Consider the following 18783-nt stretch of genomic DNA (forward strand, 5'->3'; position numbering starts at 1 on the left):
CCCGGCGACCCCGCCCCCGCGGGTGCGGTGCGGGCCCCGGCCGCGCCGCCCGCCCCGCAGCCCTGCGCGGCGCCGGGCCGGGTCGGCAGCGCGGAGTGGAATCTCCTCACCGACGAGGCCACCTGGTCCGACGAGCTCTTCCAGCTCTTCGGCCGCAGCCCCGAAGAAGGCCCCCTGACCCTGGACGAGCTGCCCTCCTGGCTGCTCGAGGAGGACCGGGGACAGCTGACCGCGATGGTCACCGGCTGCCTGGTGGACGGCAAGCCCATCGACGGCGAGTTCCGCATCGTGCGCGCCGACGGCTCGACCCGCGCGGTGCACATGATGGGCGAGCCCGTCCTGGACGGCGACGGCACCGCGACCTCCATGTGGGCCGTCTTACGCGACATCAGCGAGCTGCGCCGCAGCCGCCGCGCCGTCGACGAGACGTCCGACTCCCTGCAGCGCCGCCGGCACATCGCCCGGGCCGAGCACCGGATCGCGGTCGAGCTGCAGGAAGCCGTGCTGCCGCCCTGGCGCGGCTCGCTGCGCTTCCCCCAGGGCGGTGCCCCGCAGTCCGACGGCGCCCCCGGCACCCTGGACCTCGCGGCCCACTACCTCCCTTCCGCCAGCAGCGCCCTCGTCGGCGGTGACTGGTTCGACGCCCTGGGGCTGCCCGGCGGGCAGACCCTCCTCAGCGTGGGCGGCCTCACCGGGCACGGCGTGGCCGCCACCTCCGGCATGGCCATGCTGCTCGGCGCGCTGCGCGGCATGGCCGTGACCGGCGCCGAGCCCGGCCCCCTCATGGGCTGGCTCAACCGCCTCCTCGACGCCTCCGCGCAGCCCGCCCTGGGCAGCGCCGTCTGCTGCCGCTACGACCCCGCGAGCCGCACCCTGACCTGGTCCCAGGCGGGCCACCCCGCACCGCTGCTCTTCCGCGGCGGCAGGGGCCGTGCGCTGCAGCCGCCGGAGGGCATGCTGCTCGGGGCCGTCGCGGATGCCGCCTACGGGCAGGCCGAGGAGCTCCTGGAGCCCGGCGACGTCCTTCTCCTGCACACCGACGGACTCTCGCCCCACAGCACGGGGCCGGTCGCCGGGACGGTCACCGACCGTCTGCTGGACCTCGCCCCACGGTTCACCGCGGCGAGATGCGCGCAGGAGTGCGTACGGGCCGTGCTGGAGGAGTTCGGCGGCAAGGAGCGCGAGGACGACGCCTGCCTGCTGATCGGCCGCATCAACGGCTGGACATAGCCGCTTCCCACGGCCGGCTGGATGTACCGGACACCGGACGCGTACTGGCACGTGCCGGCCGGGCGCCGGACACGTACGGCACGCCGGAGACGTACGCGTAGACGTAGACGTACGGGACTTCCCGGCGGCTAGACCGCCATGCCCTTGCCTCCGCTCCCTCCGCCCTTCTTGGGCTGTGCTTTGGGGGCCTTGGGCAGGGCCCGTTTGATCTCCTGCCGGAGATCCTCGATCCGGGCGTATCCGGCGTACTTCCCCGTGAGGCGGTACATCTCGCGGAGCCGGTCCCAGGTGCGGTGCGAGGAGGTCTCGCCGATGGACACCAGTGCCAGTCTGGCGTAGGTGTCCGCCTGCTCGGGGTCGTTGCTGATGAAGCAGGCGGAGGCCATGGAGATGTAGTCGAAGATCATCGAGCGCTGGTGGCCGCTCTTGCGCAGGGCCAGCGCCTCCCTGGCGTGCTGCTGGGCGATGGCCGCGGCCGCCGGGTCGTGCTCGGCGAGGGTGCGGTAGGCCAGGGCCTGCATGCCGTGGAGGTCGGCCTCGTCGAAGTGCTGCATCCAGCTGGGGGGCGGCACGTCCCGCTTGTCGGAGACGAAGAGCTCCTCGGCCTCGCCGAGCGTGCGCCGCATGGCCTGGCCCCGGCCCATCGACGCCTGCGCCCAGGCCTCGATGGTGTAGAGCATGGCGCGGGTGCGGGGCAGGGTCTCGCCGCCGGAGCCGGACTTGGCGAGCGTCATCAGGTCGAGGGCGTCGTCGGGCCGGCCGAGGTGCACCATCTGGCGGGCCGCCCGGGAGAGCGCTTCGCCGGCGCGGGGGCGGTCGCCGCCCTCGCGGGCCGCGTGGGCGGCGATGACGAAGTACTTCTGGGCGGTCGGTTCGAGGCCCACGTCGTGGGACATCCAGCCGGCGAGCACCGCGAGGTTCGCCGCGACGCCCCACAGCCTGCGCTGGAGGTGCTCGGGGTGGTGGTAGGAGAGCATTCCGCCCACCTCGTTGAGCTGGCCCACCACGGCCTTGCGCTGCAGCCCGCCGCCGCGGGCCGCGTCCCAGGCGCGGAACACCTCGACCGAGCGCTCCAGGGCGTCGATCTCGGTGGAGCCCACCGGCGCGGCCTCGTAGCGGTCGAGCCCGGCGGTTTCGGCGTGGAGGCCGTCCCTGCGCAGCGGATCGTCGAAGCGGGGAGAGCGAGGGGAATCTGCGGCGAGTACCGGATCGGAGTGCAGCCAGTCGTGCATGGCGCTGCTGAGTGCTGAGCCTGCGGCGAGCGCGGCGCCCGCGCCCACCAAGCCGCGTCGGTTGAGCATGAGGTCCATTCCCGTGAATTCGGTGAGGACCGCGGCGGTCCGCTCGGGCGGCCAGGGGAGGCCGTCCGCGGACTGCCCCCTACCCGCGCGCCCTCGACGGCCGAACCCGAGGTCCTCGATGGTCACGACACGGCCGAGTCGCTCGGTGAAGAGGGCCGCCAGCACCTTGGGCACGGGATCGCGCGGGGACTCCCCCATGTCGATCCAACGCCGCACTCGCGAGGTGTCGGTCGCCAGCTGCGGGTGGCCCATGACGGCCGCCTGCCGGTTCACGAGCCTCGCCAGTTCGCCCTTGGACCATCCGGCCAGGCCGAACAGATCCGCGAGGCGGGTGTTGGGTTCCCTTGTCACGTCAAGCCCCCAGGTTCTCGGCTGACTTGAAGGTAGCGGCCCGTCATGGACCAGGCGAGTATTCGCCAGGGTTCGCCAGGGTGCGCCAGATGGTGTGCCACCCGCGGACGGGTGTGATGTAGGAACGCGCCACCCCGGTCACCCGGCAGCCGGTACGGATCCGCTGTTCCCCGCGTATGCGGGGAGGGTCCGGCAAGGGGAGACCCCCGTGCATTCCCCAGGGTGCACGGCCGGCCCGGGTACCGGGGCAGCGCGGCAACTCGTCGGCACACGAAGGGATCTGTTCCGCTCATGTATGCAGCCTCGTCCTCCGTGTCCGCCCCGCCCCGGCTCCGTCCCCAGCACGCCGGCGGCGGGCCGTACCTCGACCCCTCCCATGCCGCGGGGGCTGCCTTCGGGGGCGGACGGGCCCGGCGGTCCCCGGGGCTGGGAGGCCAGCCGCTCAGCGGGAGAATCGACCTGTCCGGCCCTCAGGGGGCCCAGTTGCGTACGGTGATCGCCGCGGTGCAGCGCATCTGCCCGGAGTTCAACGCCGTCCAGGTGCTGCGCCAGGGCGGGCACTCGGTCCTGCTGGTCGGCTCCACCGGCCGCACCACAGCGGTGGCCAAGTGTTTACTGGACCCGTCGCCCGCCTGGACCGAGCGGTTCCGGCAGGAAATAGCGACATACCGTGCGTTCGTCCGCCACCGTCCGCCGGTGCGGGTGCCGCGGCTCATCGCCGCGGACCCCGACAACTGCACGCTGGTGATCGAGCGCATGCCCGGGCGGCCCGCGGCCGCGCAGCGCCACCCCACGGACACCCCGCCGCGGGCGGACGTCCGGGCCGCGCTCGGGGCGATCTGCAGGGTCAACCTGTGGCGTCCCCCGGCCGGCATGTTCGACATGCCGCTGGACTACGGCAAGCGCATCGCGCGCTATCACGAGCTGGGCCTGCTGACCGACCGCGACATGGGCGACCTGCAGAAGCTGCTGTACGGGCTGGCCCACGTCCAGGGCCAGTTCTGCCACGGCGACGCCCAGCTCTCCAACATCCTCCTGGCCCCCACCGGCCCGGTGCTGGTGGACTGGGACCAGGCGGGCTGGTATCTCCCGGGGTACGACCTCGCCACGCTCTGGATGGCCCTCGGCGACGCCCCGGTGGCGCGCCGGCACATCAGCCAGGTGGCCCGGCAGGCCGGCACGGTGCAGCGTGACGCCTTTCTGGTGAATCTCATGCTCGTGCTGACCCGCGAGCTCCGCATGTGCGAGACGGCTGTGCAGCGCGCCATGCAGGATCCCGCCCCGGCGGCGCCCGGCGCGGCCGACGCCGGCGAGGAGCAGCGGCTGCTGCTGCGCCGGCTGCACGACGACTGCGCGCTGGCCCGGCGCGCCGTGCGGGCCGCGGTCGGCACCCGCTGACCGCCCGGCCGACGGCACTTCACCGGCCCCTCGGCGACACGCCGCGCCCCGTGCGCGGCGTGTCGCCGTGTGCGGGGCCGGAAAGGGTGCAGCCTCGGCGTCGGGGGTGCAGTGTCCGTACGGGCAACATGCTTCGCAGCAGCATGATTGACGGATCGTCTGCCAGGGACTACCTCTGGTTACGTCCGGTCCCGCACGCCCGCTCGCGCCCCGACCATTTCCCGCGCGTGGCACGGCACGCCCCGAGGAGGCTGCATTGCGAGGATCCGTTCCCGAATCGTGGACCGCTCCCCTGAGAGCCCTCCGAAGAAGCCCGGGGGCTTTCCGGGCGGCCGGGGTCCTGGCTTCGGCCGCCCTGTTGCTGCCCCTGGCGCCCGGCGCGGCGACGGCCACGGACCGCCAGGCGCGCTCCGGCACGCTGCAGCGGGCCTTCGCCGCGGCGTCCCACGAGTACCACGTCCCCCAGAGCGTGCTGCTGGGCGTCTCCTATCTGCAGTCGCGGTGGGACACCCACGGCGGCGCCCCGAGCGTCACCGGCGGCTACGGCCCCATGCACCTGACCGATGCGGCGCACGCCGTGGCCGCGGTTCCGCACCACAGCGACGGCCGTGAGGATCCGCGCGGCGACGGCTCCCGCGCTGCCGCCGGTCCTCCCCGGGCGGCCCGGCCGGCCGTGCTGCCTGCCGGGGAGCTCCCGCCGCGGCTGCGCACCCTGGAGCAGGCGGCCCGGGTGTCCGGCCTGCCGCGGGAGGCCCTGCGCAGGGATCCCGCCGCGAACGTGCGGGGCGGCGCGGCGCTGCTCGCGGCCGCCCAGAAGCGGCTGGGGCTGCCCCTGAGCGAGGATCCGGCGGACTGGTTCGGGGCCGTGGCGGGCTATCCGGGCGCCTCCGACACGGCGTCGGCGACGGCCTTCGCCCGAGACGTCTTCGACGTGATCCGTTCGGGTCAGCGGCGCACGACCGACGTGGGCCAGCGGGTCGCCCTGCCGGCCGCCCCGCGCCTGCCCGACCGTCCGGAGCAGGTGGGGCGGCTGGGCCTGTCGGATCCTCCGGAGGAGGAGACCGAGTGCCCGTCGGCGGTGGCCTGCGAGGAGATCCCGGCCCCGTACGAGAAGCTGCAGGGCGACAACTACGGCAATCACGACCTGGCGGACCGCCCGGACTCGCAGAAGGCGGACTTCATCGTCATCCACGACACGGAGGGGTCCTGGGAGACGACGATCAAGCTGATCAAGGACCCCGCGTACGTCTCGTGGAACTACACGGTGCGCTCTTCCGACGGCCACATCGCCCAGCACGTGCGGACGAAGGACGTGGCCTGGCACGCGGGCAACTGGTACGTGAACGCCAAGTCGGTCGGCATCGAGCACGAGGGCTTCCTCGCCCAGCCCGACGCCTGGTACACGGAGGAGATGTACCGCACCTCGGCCCGCCTGGTGCGGTATCTGTCGCAGGAGCTGGGGGTCCCGCTGGACCGGCAGCACATCCTGGGCCATGACAACGTCCCGGGCACGACCCCGGCGACGATCAAGGACATGCACACCGACCCCGGTCCGTACTGGGACTGGGCGCACTACTTCGACCTGATGGGCAAGCCGTTCCGCCCGACGGGCGGCGCGTACGCGGGCATGGTCACCGTCCTGCCCGACTACGACGCCCACAAGCCCGCCTACACGGGCTGCACGGCGCCGGCGAAGCCCTGCGCCCCGCACGGTTCGGCCGCGGTGCGGCTGTACACGCAGCCGAGCGAGAAGGCGCCGCTGGTGAAGGACGCCGGGCTGCGGCCGGACGGCAGCGCGTCCACGATCGACGTCAACGACACGGGGGCGCGTGCCTCGACGGGCCAGCAGTTCGCGGTGGCGGCCCGCAAGGGCTCGTGGACGGCGATCTGGTATCTGGGGCAGATGGCGTGGTTCAAGAACCCGCTGTCGCGGCCGACCGCGGTCAACGCCTACGGCTCGGTGGTCACGCCGAAGGACGGGCTGGCGGAGGTCCCGGTGTTCGGGCGGGCGTATCCGGAGAAGGAGGCGTATCCCGCGGGGGTGCCGGTGCAGGCCCTGGCCCCGCTGCCGTACAAGCTGCTCGCCGGGCAGGCGTACGTCATGGGGCAGCGGCTCAGGAGCGAGTACCTGTGGGCGAAGACCTTCGATCCCGAAGGCCACAAGGTGATCCAGGGGAAGGACGTGTACTACGAGATCCAGTTCGGCCACCGGGTGGCCTTCGTGAAGGCCTCTGACGTGACCGTGCGGCCCTCGAACCGGTAGGTCCCGGGAGGACGCGAGGAGCCCGGTGCGGCGTGGCCGTACCGGGCTCCGGTGCGTCGGGGTGCGGGGGCCTCGTCAGGCCGTCTGGAACATCTCGGCGGGCAGCGGCTTGAGGAGCTGGTAGAGCTCGTCGGTGATGGGCCGGTCCCAGCTGGCGATGGTGACGAGGACGCCGTCGCTGCGGTCGAACTGGGTGCAGGAGATGCGGCCCTCGGAGCACTTGATGCGCCGGACGATCAGGAGGTTGTCCTCGTGCATGACGGGGATGTCCTCGGTCTCCAGCACCTCCACCGGCTCCTCGTTGCCGAGGGCGGCCAGGAGCTGGGTGACCTCGAAGGGCACCTGGCCCTCGTCCAGCTCGCGCGCCGGGGAGCCCTCGGGCAGATTGCCGATGATCATCGCCGGGCCGCGCCCGCCGAAGAGGTCGTAGCGGAGGAAGACACCCTGGCAGCTGCCGTCGGGCGCGGGCAGCAGCCCGGCCCCGAGATCGCCCGGCCAGTCCCCCGGGTCCATGGCCAGGACGTCGAAGTCCGGCCCGGTGGGCGTGGCGCTGCGGCGGCGGAGGAAGGACATGCCCACATCGTACGTGCCCGGGGCCGTGGCGTGGCGCCGGGGAGAGCTTCGGCGGCGGCCGTGTACGAGGGGGCTCGCAGCCGGGCCTGGGCCCGCCCGGACGCAACTTGTGGGGGCGCTGTCCGGGCGGTCCCGTCGGCCGGCGATCAACCGCCGCGGCGGCACGTTACCAGGCAAAAGCGGGACCACTCCGTACGGAAACCACCGTGCGGAGCAAATGAGTGAATTCCCGAAACTTCCGTTATGCGGCCGAGTTACTCAGGTCGCTTCCCTGTCTGTGAGAGGCAGCTAATCGATCGAAAGGCACAGACCGTGCTCAAGAAGGTACTCACGACGGCCGCCGTGACGGTTACCAGTGTCGGCACCATGGCCGGCCCGGCCATGGCGATCGGCAACGACCAGGACGTCGCCAACGGCAACGCTTCGCACACCGGTTACGGCAACACGATCACCGGTGGCAAGGAAAGCCCGCAGATGAGCCTGATCCAGGGCACTCTCAACAAGCCGTGCCTCGGAATCGGCAAGATCGGCATCCAGTCGGTCCTCGCCCTGGTCGCGAACATCGGCATCCAGGACGTACCGATCCTCACTTCCCAGCAGCAGCAGCAGTGCACCGACAACTCGACGATCAGCGACGGGGACGACCCGCTGTCGCACATCCTCGACGAGATCCCGATCATCTCGGGCAACGGTTCGGGCAACAAGGGCGGCGGCCACCCCGGCTTCGGCGGCCCCGGCTTCAACCACGGCCACTGACCGACGCCGCGACCGGCCGCACGGCCGGCCGGATCTCCCCCTGTCTCGGGTGCACGGGCCCCGGGGCAGGGGGATTCCCTTGCCCGGAAACCGCAGGTCAGGGCCTCTGGCGCGGGTTTCCCGGCGGGTCGTATACGATGGGCGCGTGACTATGCTCGTCAAACGCCGCCACGTGGACCTCCTCCGCGTCACGAGCATGTCCTGTCGCCGTTACGGCTGATCTTCTTTCTGCCGGGCCCCCTTTTTCTCTCGGGCCGTGGCCGCTTTCTTTCTTTTCTCCTTTCCTGCCGTTCTCCCGGTCCCGCTCCGCCCTGCCCGCGCACCCCGCGGCGGCGCCGCGGGCGTCCGGCGCACCGCCGTACGCGATTCCGGGCCCTCACGCTGTGGACAACCCTCATGAGCAACAAGCTTCCCGTCCTCGACCTCTCCGCCGCCTCCGCCGGCCCCGAGGCCCGTGCCCGCTTCCGCGAGGAGCTGCACTCGGCCGCGCGCGACGTGGGCTTCTTCCACCTGACCGGCCACGGCGTCACCGAAGCGGAGACCGCCGAGCTGTGGCGCACCATGCGGGCGTTCTTCGCCCTCCCCGAGGCCGACCGGCTGTCCGTCAGCAACCTCAACTCCCCCCACTTCCGCGGCTACACCCGCATCGGCGACGAGCGGACGGGCGGCAGCCGGGACTGGCGCGACCAGCTCGACATAGGCGCCGAGCGGGAGCCGCGCGTGCCGGGTGCGGACGACCCCGGCTACTGGTGGCTGGAGGGCCCGAACCAGTGGCCGGCGGCCCTGCCTGAGCTGCGGACCGCCGCCCTGCGCTGGATCGACCGGCTGAGCGAGGTCGCCGAGCGGCTGCTGCACGAGCTGCTGGCCTCGATCGGCGCCCCCGAGGACTTCTACGACGAGGCCTTCGCCGACCGTCCCCACCTGCACCTGAAGCTGGTCCGCTACCCCGGCAGCGCCCCCGACGGCGCGGGCCAGGGCGTGGGCGCCCACAAGGACTACGGCTTCCTCACCCTGCTCCTGCAGGACGAGGTGGGCGGCCTCCAGGTGGAGGCGGCGGACGGGTCCTTCATCGACGTGCCGCCGGTGCCGGGCGCGTTCGTGATCAACCTGGGCGAGCTGCTGGAGGTGGCCACGAACGGCTACCTGAAGGCCACCAACCACCGTGTGGTCAGCCCGGCAGGCACCCGTGAGCGGTTCTCGGTGCCGTTCTTCTACAACCCGCGCCTGGACGCGCGCATCGAGCCCGTGCCGTTCCCGTACGCGGACCGGGCGCCGGGCGTCACGCAGGACGCCGGCAACCCGCTGTTCGCGGAGTACGGCCGCAACGAGATCAAGGGCTGGCTGCGCGCGCACCCGCAGGTGGCCCGCCGGCACCACGCGGACCTGCTGACCGAGGGCACGCCCGTCGGCTGATCAGCGGCCGGGGTGAGGGGGAGGCGCGGCCCGCCGCTAGGTGAGGTCGAACTCCCCCTCGCGGGCGCCGAGTACAAAGGCGCGCCACTCCGCGGGCGAGAACACCACCGCGGGGCCCGGATTGCGTCCGTTGCGCATGGCGATGAAGCCTTCGACGAAGGCGACCTGGACGTCGCCCACGCCCTGACTGCCCGGCTGCCAGGCGGCGTTGTCGAGGTCGAGCTCGGGTGCGATGTCGCCCGCCGGTCGTTCGGTGATGCTCTCCGTCACAGTTGCAGCTCCTCCCGGTCGTCGTCCCGCGCCCACCCTAGCGAGCGCGGCGTGCGCCGGACAGGCCGCGCGGCACGGGCGCCGGGAGGCTGCGGCGAATGGCGGCGAACCGCCGTGCTGTGCGCTCCTTCAGGTGGTGGGGGGCCGGTCGCCCACCACCCACATGGAGAAGAACTGTGCGCCCCCTCCGTAGGCGTGGCCGAGCGCCTTGCGGGCGCCGTCGACCTGGTGCTCCCCCGCCGTCCCCCGCACCTGGAGGGCCGCTTCGGCGAAGCGGATCAGGCCGGAGGCGCCGATGGGGTTGGTGGACAGGACGCCGCCCGAGGGGTTGACGGGCAGTTCGCCGCCGAGTTCGGTGGCACCGGAGGCGGTGAGCTTCCAGCCCTCGCCCTCGGCGGCGAAGCCGAGGTTCTCCAGCCACATCGGTTCGTACCAGCTGAAGGGCACGTAGAGTTCGGCGACGTCGAGCTCGCGGCGCGGGTCGGTGATGCCGGCCTGGCGGTAGACCTCGGCGGCGCAGTCGCGGCCCGCGCGCGGGGAGACGAAGTCCTTGCCCGCGAAGAGCGTGGGCTCGCTGCGCATGGCGCCGCCGTGCACCCAGGCGGGCGGGTGCGGGGCGCGGGCGGCTCCGGCCCGGTCGGTGAGGACGACGGCGCAGGCGCCGTCGGAGGAGGGGCAGGTCTCGGAGTAGCGGACCGGGTCCCACAGCATGGGCGAGGAGCGCACCCGCTCCAGGGTGATGCCGTGCTCGTGCACGTGGGCCCAGGGGTTCAGCAGGGCGTTGCGGCGGTCCTTGTAGGCGACGAGCGCGCCCACGCCGCCGGGCGCGCCGCTGCGGCGGATGTAGGCCCGTACGTGCGGGGCGAAGAAGCCTCCGGCGCCGGCCAGCAGGGGCTGCTGGAAGGGCACGGGCAGGGACAGGCCCCACATGGCGTTGGACTCGGACTGCTTCTCGAAGGCGACGGCGAGGACGGTGCGCTGGACGCGCGCCGCGACGAGGTCGGCGGCGACGAGGGCGGTGGAGCCGCCGACGGATCCGGCGGTGTGCACCCGCAGGACGGGTTTGCCGGCGGCGCCGAGGGCGTCGGCGAGGTACAGCTCGGGCATCATGACGCCCTCGAAGAAGTCGGGGGCCTTGCCGAGGACGACGGCGTCGACGTCCGCCCAGGACAGCTGCGCGTCGTCGAGGGCCCGCCGGGCGGCTTCGCGGACGAGCCCGGCGAGCGAGACGTCGCGGCGGGCCGCGGCGTGCTTGGTCTGGCCGATGCCGACGATGGCGACGGGTTCCCTGCTCGTCCGCTGTCCGCTCACCGGTCCTCCCCCTCCAGCACGGCGACGAGGTTGTGCTGCAGGCAGGGGCCGGAGGTGGCGTGGGCCAGGGCCCGGCCGGAAGCGCCCCGGTGGATGCGGGCGGCCGCTTCGCCGAGCCGGACGAGGCCGGTGGTCATGACGGGGTCGGCGGCGAGCGCTCCGCCGGAGGGGTTGACGGTGACGGTGCGGTCGAGGCGCAGGGCCCGCCGCAGGACGACCTCCTGTGCGGTGCAGGGGGCGTGGAGTTCGGCGGTGTCGACGGGGGCGCGGAAGGCTCCGGCGCGTTCGGCGGCCAGGCGGGTGGAGGGCGAGTCGGTGAGGTCCCGCAGGCCGGGGGCCTGGGGTTCGATGCGGTGGTCGATGCCGCGGATCCAGGCGGGCCGGTCGCACATGCGGCGGGCGGTGTCGCCGGCGGCGAGGACGACGGCGGCCGCGCCGTCGACGGGGGCCGGGAAGTCGGCTGCGCGCAGGGGCAGCACGGCGTGGGCCTCCGCGGGGGGCGGCTCGTCGAGGTGGCCGGCGTCGATGAGGGCGCGGGCCTGGAGGGCGGCGAGGGCGTACGGGTCGGGCCACAGGGGGGCGAGGTAGTAGGGGTCGAGCTGGCGGGTGAGGACGTCCGCGAGGTCGCCGGTGGTGGGCTTGCCGTGGGCGTAGACGAGGGCCGTGTCGGCGCGGCCGGTGAGGATCTTCACCCAGGCCTCGTACAGGGCCCAGGCCCCGTCCGTCTCCACGTGGGACTCCGCGACGGGCGGCCAGGCGCCGACGCTGTCGAGGGTGAGGGTGAAGGAGAAGGGGCGGCCGGCGAGGTAGTCGCTCGATCCGGAGCAGGTGAAGTCGGCCTCGCCGGGGGCCAGTCCGGCCTGGCTCAGCGCGTCGTGCAGGACGGGCAGCAGCAGCTCGGGCTCGGACGCGCCGTCCGCCCCGCCGTGGTGGTCGCTGCGTGCGAAGGCGACGACGGCCACGTCGCGGGGCGTCACAGCAGCTCCTTGTAGGTGTCGTAGTCGGCGTCGGGCTCGCCGGTGGGCCGGAAGTGGTCCGGGTGGCGGGCGTCGCCGGTCCACACGGGTGCGACGCGCATGCCCATGCGCACCTCGTCGTAGGGGATGCCGCCGATGCGCGCGTGGAGGGCGAGGTCGGCCCCGTCGAGGGCGATGTGGGCGTACACGTACGGGACGTCTATGTCAGCACTCCTGGCCTTGATGTTGACGACGCAGAAGGTGGTGACGGTGCCGTGCGGTCCGACCTCCGTCTGCTCGGTGGTGGGGACGCCGCAGGTGGGGCAGACGCCCCGGGGCGGGACGTGGACCTTGCGGCAGGAGGGGCAGCGTTCGCCGGTGATCCTGTGCTCGGCGAGGGCGGCGAGGTGACGACTCAGGGCGCGGCCGGGGGTGTAGGTGTAGTCGAGGCGGGCGGGGGTGACGATGCCGGTGACGGGGTCGTCGAAGGCGCCGTCGTGCGGTGCGGCCGGGCCCCCGTGCTCCTCCCCCTCGTACGGCTCGAAGCAGCCGATGTCGGTGATGGCGCCGGTGCGTTCGGGGGCCCAGCGGATGCGGACGCGCATGCCGGTCCGCACGGCGTGCGGACCGGGGGCGTCCAGGACGTGCAGCAGGGCGGTGTCGGCGCCGTCGAGGCGGACGAGGACCCAGGCGAAGGGGGTGCGCAGGGGCTGGTTGTCCCGGGGCGCGGGGTTCCAGGCCCAGGTGGTGACGGTGCCGGTGGGGGCGACTTCGGCGAGGTCGCGGAGCTCCTCGGCGGTGACGGGGTCGTATTCGGCGGGCGGTACGAGGATCCGGCCGTCGGTGGTCCGCACGCCGAGGACGGTGCGCTCCCGGAGGCCGGTGAGGAAGGCGCTCTGGACGGGGCCGAGGGAGCGGGTGAAGGGGAAGGAGACGGTCAGGGGGGCGGTGAGGATCTCCGGCACGGCGGGGCTCCCTTCAGGCGCGCCGGTAGACGGCGGGGCGCTTCTCGGCGAAGGCCCGGGTGCCCTCCTTGGCGTCGGCGCTGCCGAGGACGGGCAGGCCCCGTTCGAGTTCGAGGGCGAGGCCCGCGGCCTCGTCCAGTGCTGCGGTGTCGTGGACGCAGGCCTTGACGGCCTCGACGGCCAGCGGCCCGTTGGCGTTGACGAGCGCGGCGGTCTCCAGGGCCCGGTCCAGGGCCGTGCCGTCGGGGACGACGTGGCCGATGAGCCCGATGCGCGCGGCTTCGGCGGCGGTGTAGGGGCGGCCGGTGAGCAGCATCTCCAGGGCGTGGGTGCGCGGGATCTGGCGGGCGAGGCGGACGGTGGAGCCGCCGACGGGGAAGAGGCCCCGGCGCACTTCGAAGAGGCCGAAGACGGCGCTCTCGCCGGCGATGCGGATGTCGGTGCCCTGGAGGATCTCGGTGCCGCCGGCGACGCAGGGGCCCTCGACGGCGGCGATGACCGGTTTGCGCGGCCGGTGGTGGCGGAGCATGGCCTTCCAGTGCAGGTCGGGGTCGGCCTTGAAGCGTGCGCGGCAGGCGTCGTCCGCCGCCGGGCCGGTGCCGTGCAGCGCCTTGAGGTCCATGCCGGAGCAGAAGGCCCCGCCGGCGCCGGTGAGGACGACGGAGCGGATCGCGTCGTCCTCGTCGGCCTCCAGCCAGCCGTCGTGGAGGCCGGCGAGCATCGGCAGCGACAGGGCGTTCCTCGCTTCCGGCCGGTTGAGGGTGAGCACCAGTGTGGCGCCGACGCGTTCGACCGTGAGGTGTTCGGTCCCGCTCATGGCTTGCCTCCCGTCCCGGCGACGGCAACAGGGTGCAGGAGGCGCGGCCGGGGTTCAAGAGTTTTCTGACTTCCCGTCAGATTTCTTCGGCCTTCCGCCTCCCCGACCCTTCCTCCCTGCGGCCCGCGGCGCTCTAATGGGCGCCGGCCGCCGTTCCCCCGGGCAGGAGGAGACGTGGACTACAACCTCGCGGATCTCTTCGAGTCGGTCGTGGACGCCGTGCCCGGCCGGGAGGCCCTGGTCCACGCGGACCTCCCGGGCGGCGGCGCCGAGCGCCGGCTGACGTACGCGCAGCTCGACGCGGCCGCCAACCGGCTCGCGCACCACCTGCGCGACCAGGGGATCCGGCCCGGCGACCACGTCGGGCTGCACCTCTACAACGGCGTCGAGTACCTGCAGTCGTTCTGGGCCTGCCTGAAGATCCGGGCGGTGCCCGTCAACGTCAACTACCGCTACGTCGAGGACGAACTGGCCTACCTCTACCGGGACGCCGACCTCGTGGCGCTGGTCTTCGACGCCGCGTTCACCGCCCGGGTGGCCGCGGCGCTCCCCCGTACGGACGTGCTGCGCCACCTCGTGCGCGCCGGGACGCCTCCGGAGGGGGCGCCCGAGCCCGCTCTCGCGCCCGTTCCGTTCGCCGAGGCCGAGGCGTCGGGCTCGCCCCTGCGGGGCTTCGGCCCGCGCTCGGCGGACGACCAGGTCGTCATCTACACCGGCGGCACGACCGGCCTGCCCAAGGGCGTGATGTGGCGCCAAGAGGACCTGTTCTTCTCCGGACTCGGCGGCGGCGCGCCCACGGGCGAGCCCGTCAAGCACCCGCGGGAGCTGGCCGAGCGCGTCGCCGAAGGCGGCGAGGGGCTGGTCTTCTTCCCCACCGCGCCGCTGATGCACGGCACGTCCACGCTCACCGCGCTCATCGCCTTCGACTACGGCCAGAAGGTCGTGCTGCACAGCAGGTTCGCCCCCGAGGAGGTGCTGCGCACGGTCGCGCGCGAGAAGGTCACCTGCGTCTCCCTGGTCGGCGACGCGATGCTGCGGCCCCTGGTGGACGCGCTGGCCGGGCCGCTGCGGGGCACCGACTGCTCGTCGCTGTTCAGCGTGAGCAGCTCGGGGGCGATCCTCTCGCCCGCGGTGCGGGAGCAGTTCGCCGCGCTGCTGCCGCACGTGGCGCTGCTGAACAACTTCGGCTCCTCGGAGTCGGGCTTCAACGGCACCGCCGAGGACGGGGCGGGGGCGGAGCGGGGCGGCGGCCTCCGGCTGCGCGTCAACGACCGCACGGCCGTCGTCGACCCGGTCACGCACGAGCGCGTGGCGCCCGGCGGGGAAGGGCGCGTCGCACAGCGCGGCCACGTGCCGCTCGGCTACTACAACGACCCGGAGCGGACCGCGGCGACGTTCTTCCGGGCGGGCGGCGAGCGGTGGGTGCTGCTCGGCGACATGGCGCGGGCGGGCGCGGACGGCGAGATCACGCTGCTCGGGCGGGGCTCGCAGTGCATCAACACGGGCGGCGAGAAGGTGTATCCGGAGGAGGTCGAGCAGGCGCTCAAGGCGCATCCGGACGTGTACGACGTGCTGGTCGCGGGGGTTCCGGACGAGAGGTGGGGGCAGCGGGTGGCCGCCGTCGTCCAGTTGCGCGACGGCGCGGGGCCGCTGCCGGCCGGCGTGCTGCAGGAGCACTGCCGCGGGCGGCTGGCGGGCTACAAGGTGCCGCGCTGCGTGGTCTTCACGGAGCGGGTGCGGCGCTCGCCGAGCGGGAAGGCGGACTACCGGTGGGCGCGCGCGGTCGCGGAGGAGGGCGCGCGGTCCGGGCGTTAGCGCCTCTTGACGCCCGCCGTCACCGCTGGATACTTGACCCCATGCAACGACCGAACGATCGGTTGGTTCTGGGGGACGCTCCCGCCGCTCCATGGGACCCGGCCGAGCGGATGTCCCGCGACGAACTGGCCGCGCTCCAGCTGGAGCGGCTGCAGGCCACCCTGCGGCGCGCGTACGAGCACGTGCCCTTCTACCGGCGGGCCTTCGACGCCGCCGGCGTGCGCCCCGGGGACTGCCGCACCCTCGCCGACCTCGCCCGCCTCCCCTTCACCACCAAGGCGGATCTCCGGGACCACTACCCCTACGGCATGTTCGCCGTTCCCGGCAGCGAGATCCGGCGCATCCACGCCTCCAGCGGCACCACGGGCACCCCCACCGTCGTCGGCTACACCGACCGGGACCTCGACGTCTGGGCCGAGGTCGTCGCCCGCTCGATCCGCGCCGCCGGCGGACGGCCCGGCGACAGGATCCACGTGGCCTACGGCTACGGCCTGTTCACCGGCGGCCTGGGCGCGCACTACGGCGCCGAGCGGCTCGGCTGCACGGTGATCCCCGCCTCCGGCGGCATGACCGCGCGCCAGGTCCGGCTGATCCAGGACCTGGAGCCCCGGATCATCATGGTGACGCCCACCTACATGCTCACCCTGCTCGACGAGTTCGAGCGCCAGGGCATCGACCCCCGGAGCACCTCCCTCGCCACCGGCATCTTCGGAGCCGAGCCCTGGACGGAGGAGATGCGCCGCGAGATCGAGGAACGCTTCGCGATCGACGCCGTCGACATATACGGCCTCTCGGAGGTCATCGGCCCCGGCGTCGCCCAGGAGTGCGCCGAGACGAAGGACGGCCTGCACGTCTGGGAGGACCACTTCTACCCGGAGATCGTCGACCCGGTCACGGGAGAGGTGCTGCCCGACGGCAGCCACGGCGAGCTGGTCCTCACCTCCCTCACCAAGGAGGCCATGCCCGTCGTCCGTTTCCGCACCCGCGACCTCACCCGGCTCCTGCCCGGCACCGCCCGCCCCGCCTTCCGGCGGATGGAGCGGATCACCGGGCGCAGCGACGACCTGATCATCCTGCGCGGGGTCAACCTCTTCCCCGGCCAGATCGAGGAGATCGTGCTGCGCACGCCCGGCCTCGCCCCGCACTTCCAGCTCCGGCTCACCCGCGAGGGCCGCATGGACCACCTCACCGTACGGGCCGAGGCCCGGCCGGAAGCGACGCCGGAGCAGCGCGCGGCCGCCTCCGGCGAGGTGGCACGGCAGGTGAAGGAGGGCATCGGCGTCACGGTGACCGTCGAGGTGGTCGACGGCGGGACGCTGGAGCGGTCGGTGGGCAAGCTGAAGCGGATCGTCGACGAACGGGGGAAACGGTGACGGGGCCGGTGCGTTGCGGGGCCGGGCCGGGGGCTCCGGGGCAGGGTCCCTGGACCGTATATTTACGGCGCCTTACCCCTCTGCGTGTTCTTGCCCCGCACTTGGCGCCACAAATACACGTCAGCGTCCAGGGACCCTGCCCCTGCGCCCCCGGCCCTCCTGCACGTTCCCGCCTGCGGGCCGACTCAAAAACCGCCGCCGCGGCGATCCGGCCCCACCGGGGTGCCCGACGGCGCCGGCAAAAGATACCCGCCGCAACGGCGAGACACCACCGCGGCGCTGGTCCGGCGGATTTCCGCGATCACCGCAGCCTGAATGCGGTCGTCGTCCGCCCGCCCGAGAGGGCAAACCTCAGCTCTCTCTTCAGCACCTTGCCGGAGGCGTTCCGCGGGAGGGCGTCCGTGAACAGCACGCGCTTAGGCACCTTGAAGGGGGCCAGCCGCTCCCGCGCGTACGCCACCAGTTCCTCCTCCAGCTCCTTCTCGGCCACGGTGCCGCGCGCGACGACCACGGCCGTGACGGCCTCGATCCAGCGCGCGTCGGGGAGCCCGACGACCGCCGCCTCCGCGACCGCCGCATGACCGTAGAGCACGTCCTCGACCTCGCGGGAGGCGACCAGCACGCCACCGGAGTTGATGACGTCCTTCAGCCGGTCCACGACCGTGAAGTAGCCCTCGGCGTCCCGGACCGCCATGTCCCCGGAGTGAAACCAGCCGTCCCGGAAGGCCTCCTCGGTCTCCCCGGGCTTGCCCCAGTAGCCCCGGCACAGCTGCGGGGAGCGGTAGACGACCTCGCCCGGGGTGCCGTCGGGCACGTCCGCGCCCTTGCCGTCCACGACGCGCGCCTCGACGAACATCACCGGCCGGCCGCACGAGTCCATCCGCCCTTCGTGCTCCTCGGGCCGCAGCACGGTGGCCAGCGGCCCGATCTCGCTCTGCCCGAAGCAGTTGTAGAACGCGAGACGGGGCAGGCGGGCCCGGAGCCGCTCCAGGACCGGCACGGGCATGACGGACGCGCCGTAGTAGGCCTTGCGCAGCGCCGACAGATCACGGGTGGCGAAGCCGGGGTGGCCGGCCAGCGCGATCCACACGGTCGGCGGGGCGAAGAAGCTGTCGGCCCGCCCCGACTCCACCAGTTCGAGGACGCGGTCCGGGTCGGGCGCGTCGATGAGCGTGTTCTCGGCGCCCACCGCCAGATAGGGCAGCAGGAAGACGTGCATCTGCGCCGAGTGGTACAGCGGCAAGGCGTGCAGCGGCCGGTCCGTCTCCCTGAGGTCCAGGGCGGTGATCGCACTCATGTAGGCGTGCACGAGCGCGCCGTGCGTCATCATCGCGCCCTTGGGCCGCGCGGTGGTGCCGGAGGTGTAGAGCAGCTGCGCGAGGTCGCCCTGGTCCGGGCCGCCGACGACGAGGGTCGCGGTGCCCTCGCGCCGCCGGTACTGCTCCGCCCGCTCCAGCAGGGAGCCCGTGGCGTCGCGCAGCGGCAGGGTGCGGGCGGAGGCGGGCAGCCGGTGGGCCAGGTGCGGGTCGGTGAGCACCAGCGCGCTGCCCGACTGCTCCAGGATGTAGTCTAGTTCGCCGCCCGTGAGCTGGTGGTTGACGGGCACGTGCACCATGCCGGCCCGGGCGCAGGCCAGGAAGCCGATCAGGTAGGCGTCGGAGTTGTGGCCGTAGGCGGCGACGCGGTCGCCGGCGCGCAGCCTGCTGCCGCGCAGGGCCTCGGCGGCGCCCGTCACGGCCTCGTCCAGCTCGCGGTAGGTCCAGGCGCGCTCCTTGTACCGCAGCGCCGTCCGGTCCGGCACGCGCCGGGCCGTGCGCCGCAGGATGCCGTCCACCGTGCTGTCGTGGGCTCCCGTCATGCCCCGGATCCTCGGGCCGCCGCACACGGAAGGTCAAGGGGCGGCCGCGGTGCCGCCGCGGTCAACTCCCGGTGCAGTCCCGGCGTCCGCCGCCGCACCCGACCCTGCGCGGCGGGCGCGCCGTACGATCCCG

16 protein-coding genes are annotated in these 18783 nt (G+C 73.4%); 8 read left to right on the plus strand and 8 right to left on the minus strand.

Annotated elements, in window-relative coordinates; all coding sequences use genetic code 11:
• Positions 1-1230 (plus strand): PP2C family protein-serine/threonine phosphatase (locus B7P34_RS20890; protein ID WP_106678626.1); only part of this gene is annotated, 1230 nt, incomplete at its 5' end.
• A gap of 128 nt (positions 1231-1358) precedes the next feature.
• Here the strand turns inward: B7P34_RS20890 and B7P34_RS20895 are convergent.
• A complete protein-coding gene (locus tag B7P34_RS20895; RefSeq protein WP_106678628.1) occupies positions 1359-2882 on the minus strand; it encodes a DNA-binding protein NsdB in 1524 nt (507 codons plus the stop codon).
• 492 nt (positions 2883-3374) lie between these two features.
• Here B7P34_RS20895 and B7P34_RS20900 point away from each other — a divergent pair, with 492 nt between their 5' ends.
• Positions 3375-4280 carry an aminoglycoside phosphotransferase family protein gene (locus B7P34_RS20900; RefSeq protein WP_223268065.1) on the plus strand — a complete coding sequence of 302 codons (906 nt, stop codon included), beginning with the start codon at positions 3375-3377 and terminating at the stop codon, positions 4278-4280.
• 358 nt (positions 4281-4638) lie between these two features.
• A complete protein-coding gene (locus tag B7P34_RS20905) occupies positions 4639-6543 on the plus strand; it encodes an N-acetylmuramoyl-L-alanine amidase (protein ID WP_223268059.1) in 1905 nt (634 codons plus the stop codon).
• A gap of 75 nt (positions 6544-6618) precedes the next feature.
• Here B7P34_RS20905 and B7P34_RS20910 read toward each other — a convergent pair whose 3' ends face one another.
• Entirely contained in the window at positions 6619-7116 is a 498-nt protein-coding gene (locus tag B7P34_RS20910) for a hypothetical protein (protein ID WP_106678632.1), read from the minus strand.
• Positions 7117-7428: 312 nt separating this feature from the next.
• Here B7P34_RS20910 and B7P34_RS20915 point away from each other — a divergent pair, with 312 nt between their 5' ends.
• The 3 genes from B7P34_RS20915 to B7P34_RS20920 all read left to right on the plus strand — a co-directional run bounded on the left by B7P34_RS20915 (position 7429) and on the right by B7P34_RS20920 (position 9285).
• Entirely contained in the window at positions 7429-7872 is a 444-nt protein-coding gene (locus B7P34_RS20915) for a rodlin (protein ID WP_106678634.1), read from the plus strand.
• A 145-nt stretch (positions 7873-8017) separates the two neighbouring features.
• Positions 8018-8092, plus strand: coding sequence for a putative leader peptide (locus tag B7P34_RS39765; RefSeq protein ID WP_353620260.1), 75 nt, complete (start codon positions 8018-8020; stop codon positions 8090-8092).
• Between the two features lie 176 nt (positions 8093-8268).
• Positions 8269-9285: an isopenicillin N synthase family dioxygenase gene (locus B7P34_RS20920; protein WP_106678636.1), complete on the plus strand. Its 1017-nt coding sequence runs from the start codon at positions 8269-8271 to the stop codon at positions 9283-9285.
• 36 nt (positions 9286-9321) lie between these two features.
• On the opposite strand, the gene B7P34_RS20925 is transcribed toward B7P34_RS20920, so the two are convergent.
• The 5 genes from B7P34_RS20925 to B7P34_RS20945 all read right to left on the minus strand — a co-directional run bounded on the left by B7P34_RS20925 (position 9322) and on the right by B7P34_RS20945 (position 13604).
• Positions 9322-9555 carry a DUF397 domain-containing protein gene (locus tag B7P34_RS20925; protein WP_106678638.1) on the minus strand — a complete coding sequence of 78 codons (234 nt, stop codon included), beginning with the start codon at positions 9553-9555 and terminating at the stop codon, positions 9322-9324.
• A gap of 129 nt (positions 9556-9684) precedes the next feature.
• Positions 9685-10866 (minus strand): thiolase domain-containing protein, encoded by a 1182-nt coding sequence (locus B7P34_RS20930; protein ID WP_106678640.1) that lies wholly within the window; start codon positions 10864-10866, stop codon positions 9685-9687.
• The gene (locus tag B7P34_RS20935; protein ID WP_106678642.1) at positions 10863-11843 is read right to left on the minus strand and encodes a lipid-transfer protein; all 981 of its coding nucleotides are present in this window, start codon (positions 11841-11843) and stop codon (positions 10863-10865) included. Before B7P34_RS20935 ends, B7P34_RS20930 begins: the two co-directional genes overlap by 4 nt.
• Complete coding sequence (locus B7P34_RS39445; RefSeq protein ID WP_106678644.1) at positions 11840-12787, minus strand: Zn-ribbon domain-containing OB-fold protein; 948 nt, start codon at positions 12785-12787, stop codon at positions 11840-11842. The genes B7P34_RS20935 and B7P34_RS39445 overlap by 4 nt, the downstream gene beginning before the upstream one ends.
• A gap of 13 nt (positions 12788-12800) precedes the next feature.
• Positions 12801-13604 (minus strand): crotonase/enoyl-CoA hydratase family protein, encoded by an 804-nt coding sequence (locus B7P34_RS20945; protein ID WP_106678646.1) that lies wholly within the window; start codon positions 13602-13604, stop codon positions 12801-12803.
• Between the two features lie 174 nt (positions 13605-13778).
• Between B7P34_RS20945 and B7P34_RS20950 the strand changes: the two genes are divergently transcribed.
• Positions 13779-15419: an acyl-CoA synthetase gene (locus B7P34_RS20950; protein ID WP_106678648.1), complete on the plus strand. Its 1641-nt coding sequence runs from the start codon at positions 13779-13781 to the stop codon at positions 15417-15419.
• A gap of 41 nt (positions 15420-15460) precedes the next feature.
• Entirely contained in the window at positions 15461-16792 is a 1332-nt protein-coding gene (paaK, locus tag B7P34_RS20955) for a phenylacetate--CoA ligase PaaK (protein ID WP_223268060.1), read from the plus strand.
• Positions 16793-17093: 301 nt separating this feature from the next.
• Here the strand turns inward: paaK and B7P34_RS20960 are convergent, their stop codons facing one another.
• Positions 17094-18650, minus strand: coding sequence for a fatty acyl-CoA synthetase (locus tag B7P34_RS20960; RefSeq protein WP_106678652.1), 1557 nt, complete (start codon positions 18648-18650; stop codon positions 17094-17096).
• Between the last annotated feature and the right edge of the window lie 133 nt (positions 18651-18783).

Origin of the sequence: Streptosporangium nondiastaticum (genome assembly GCF_003011965.1) — a bacterium.
Taxonomy (GTDB): domain Bacteria; phylum Actinomycetota; class Actinomycetes; order Streptomycetales; family Streptomycetaceae; genus Streptomyces; species Streptomyces nondiastaticus.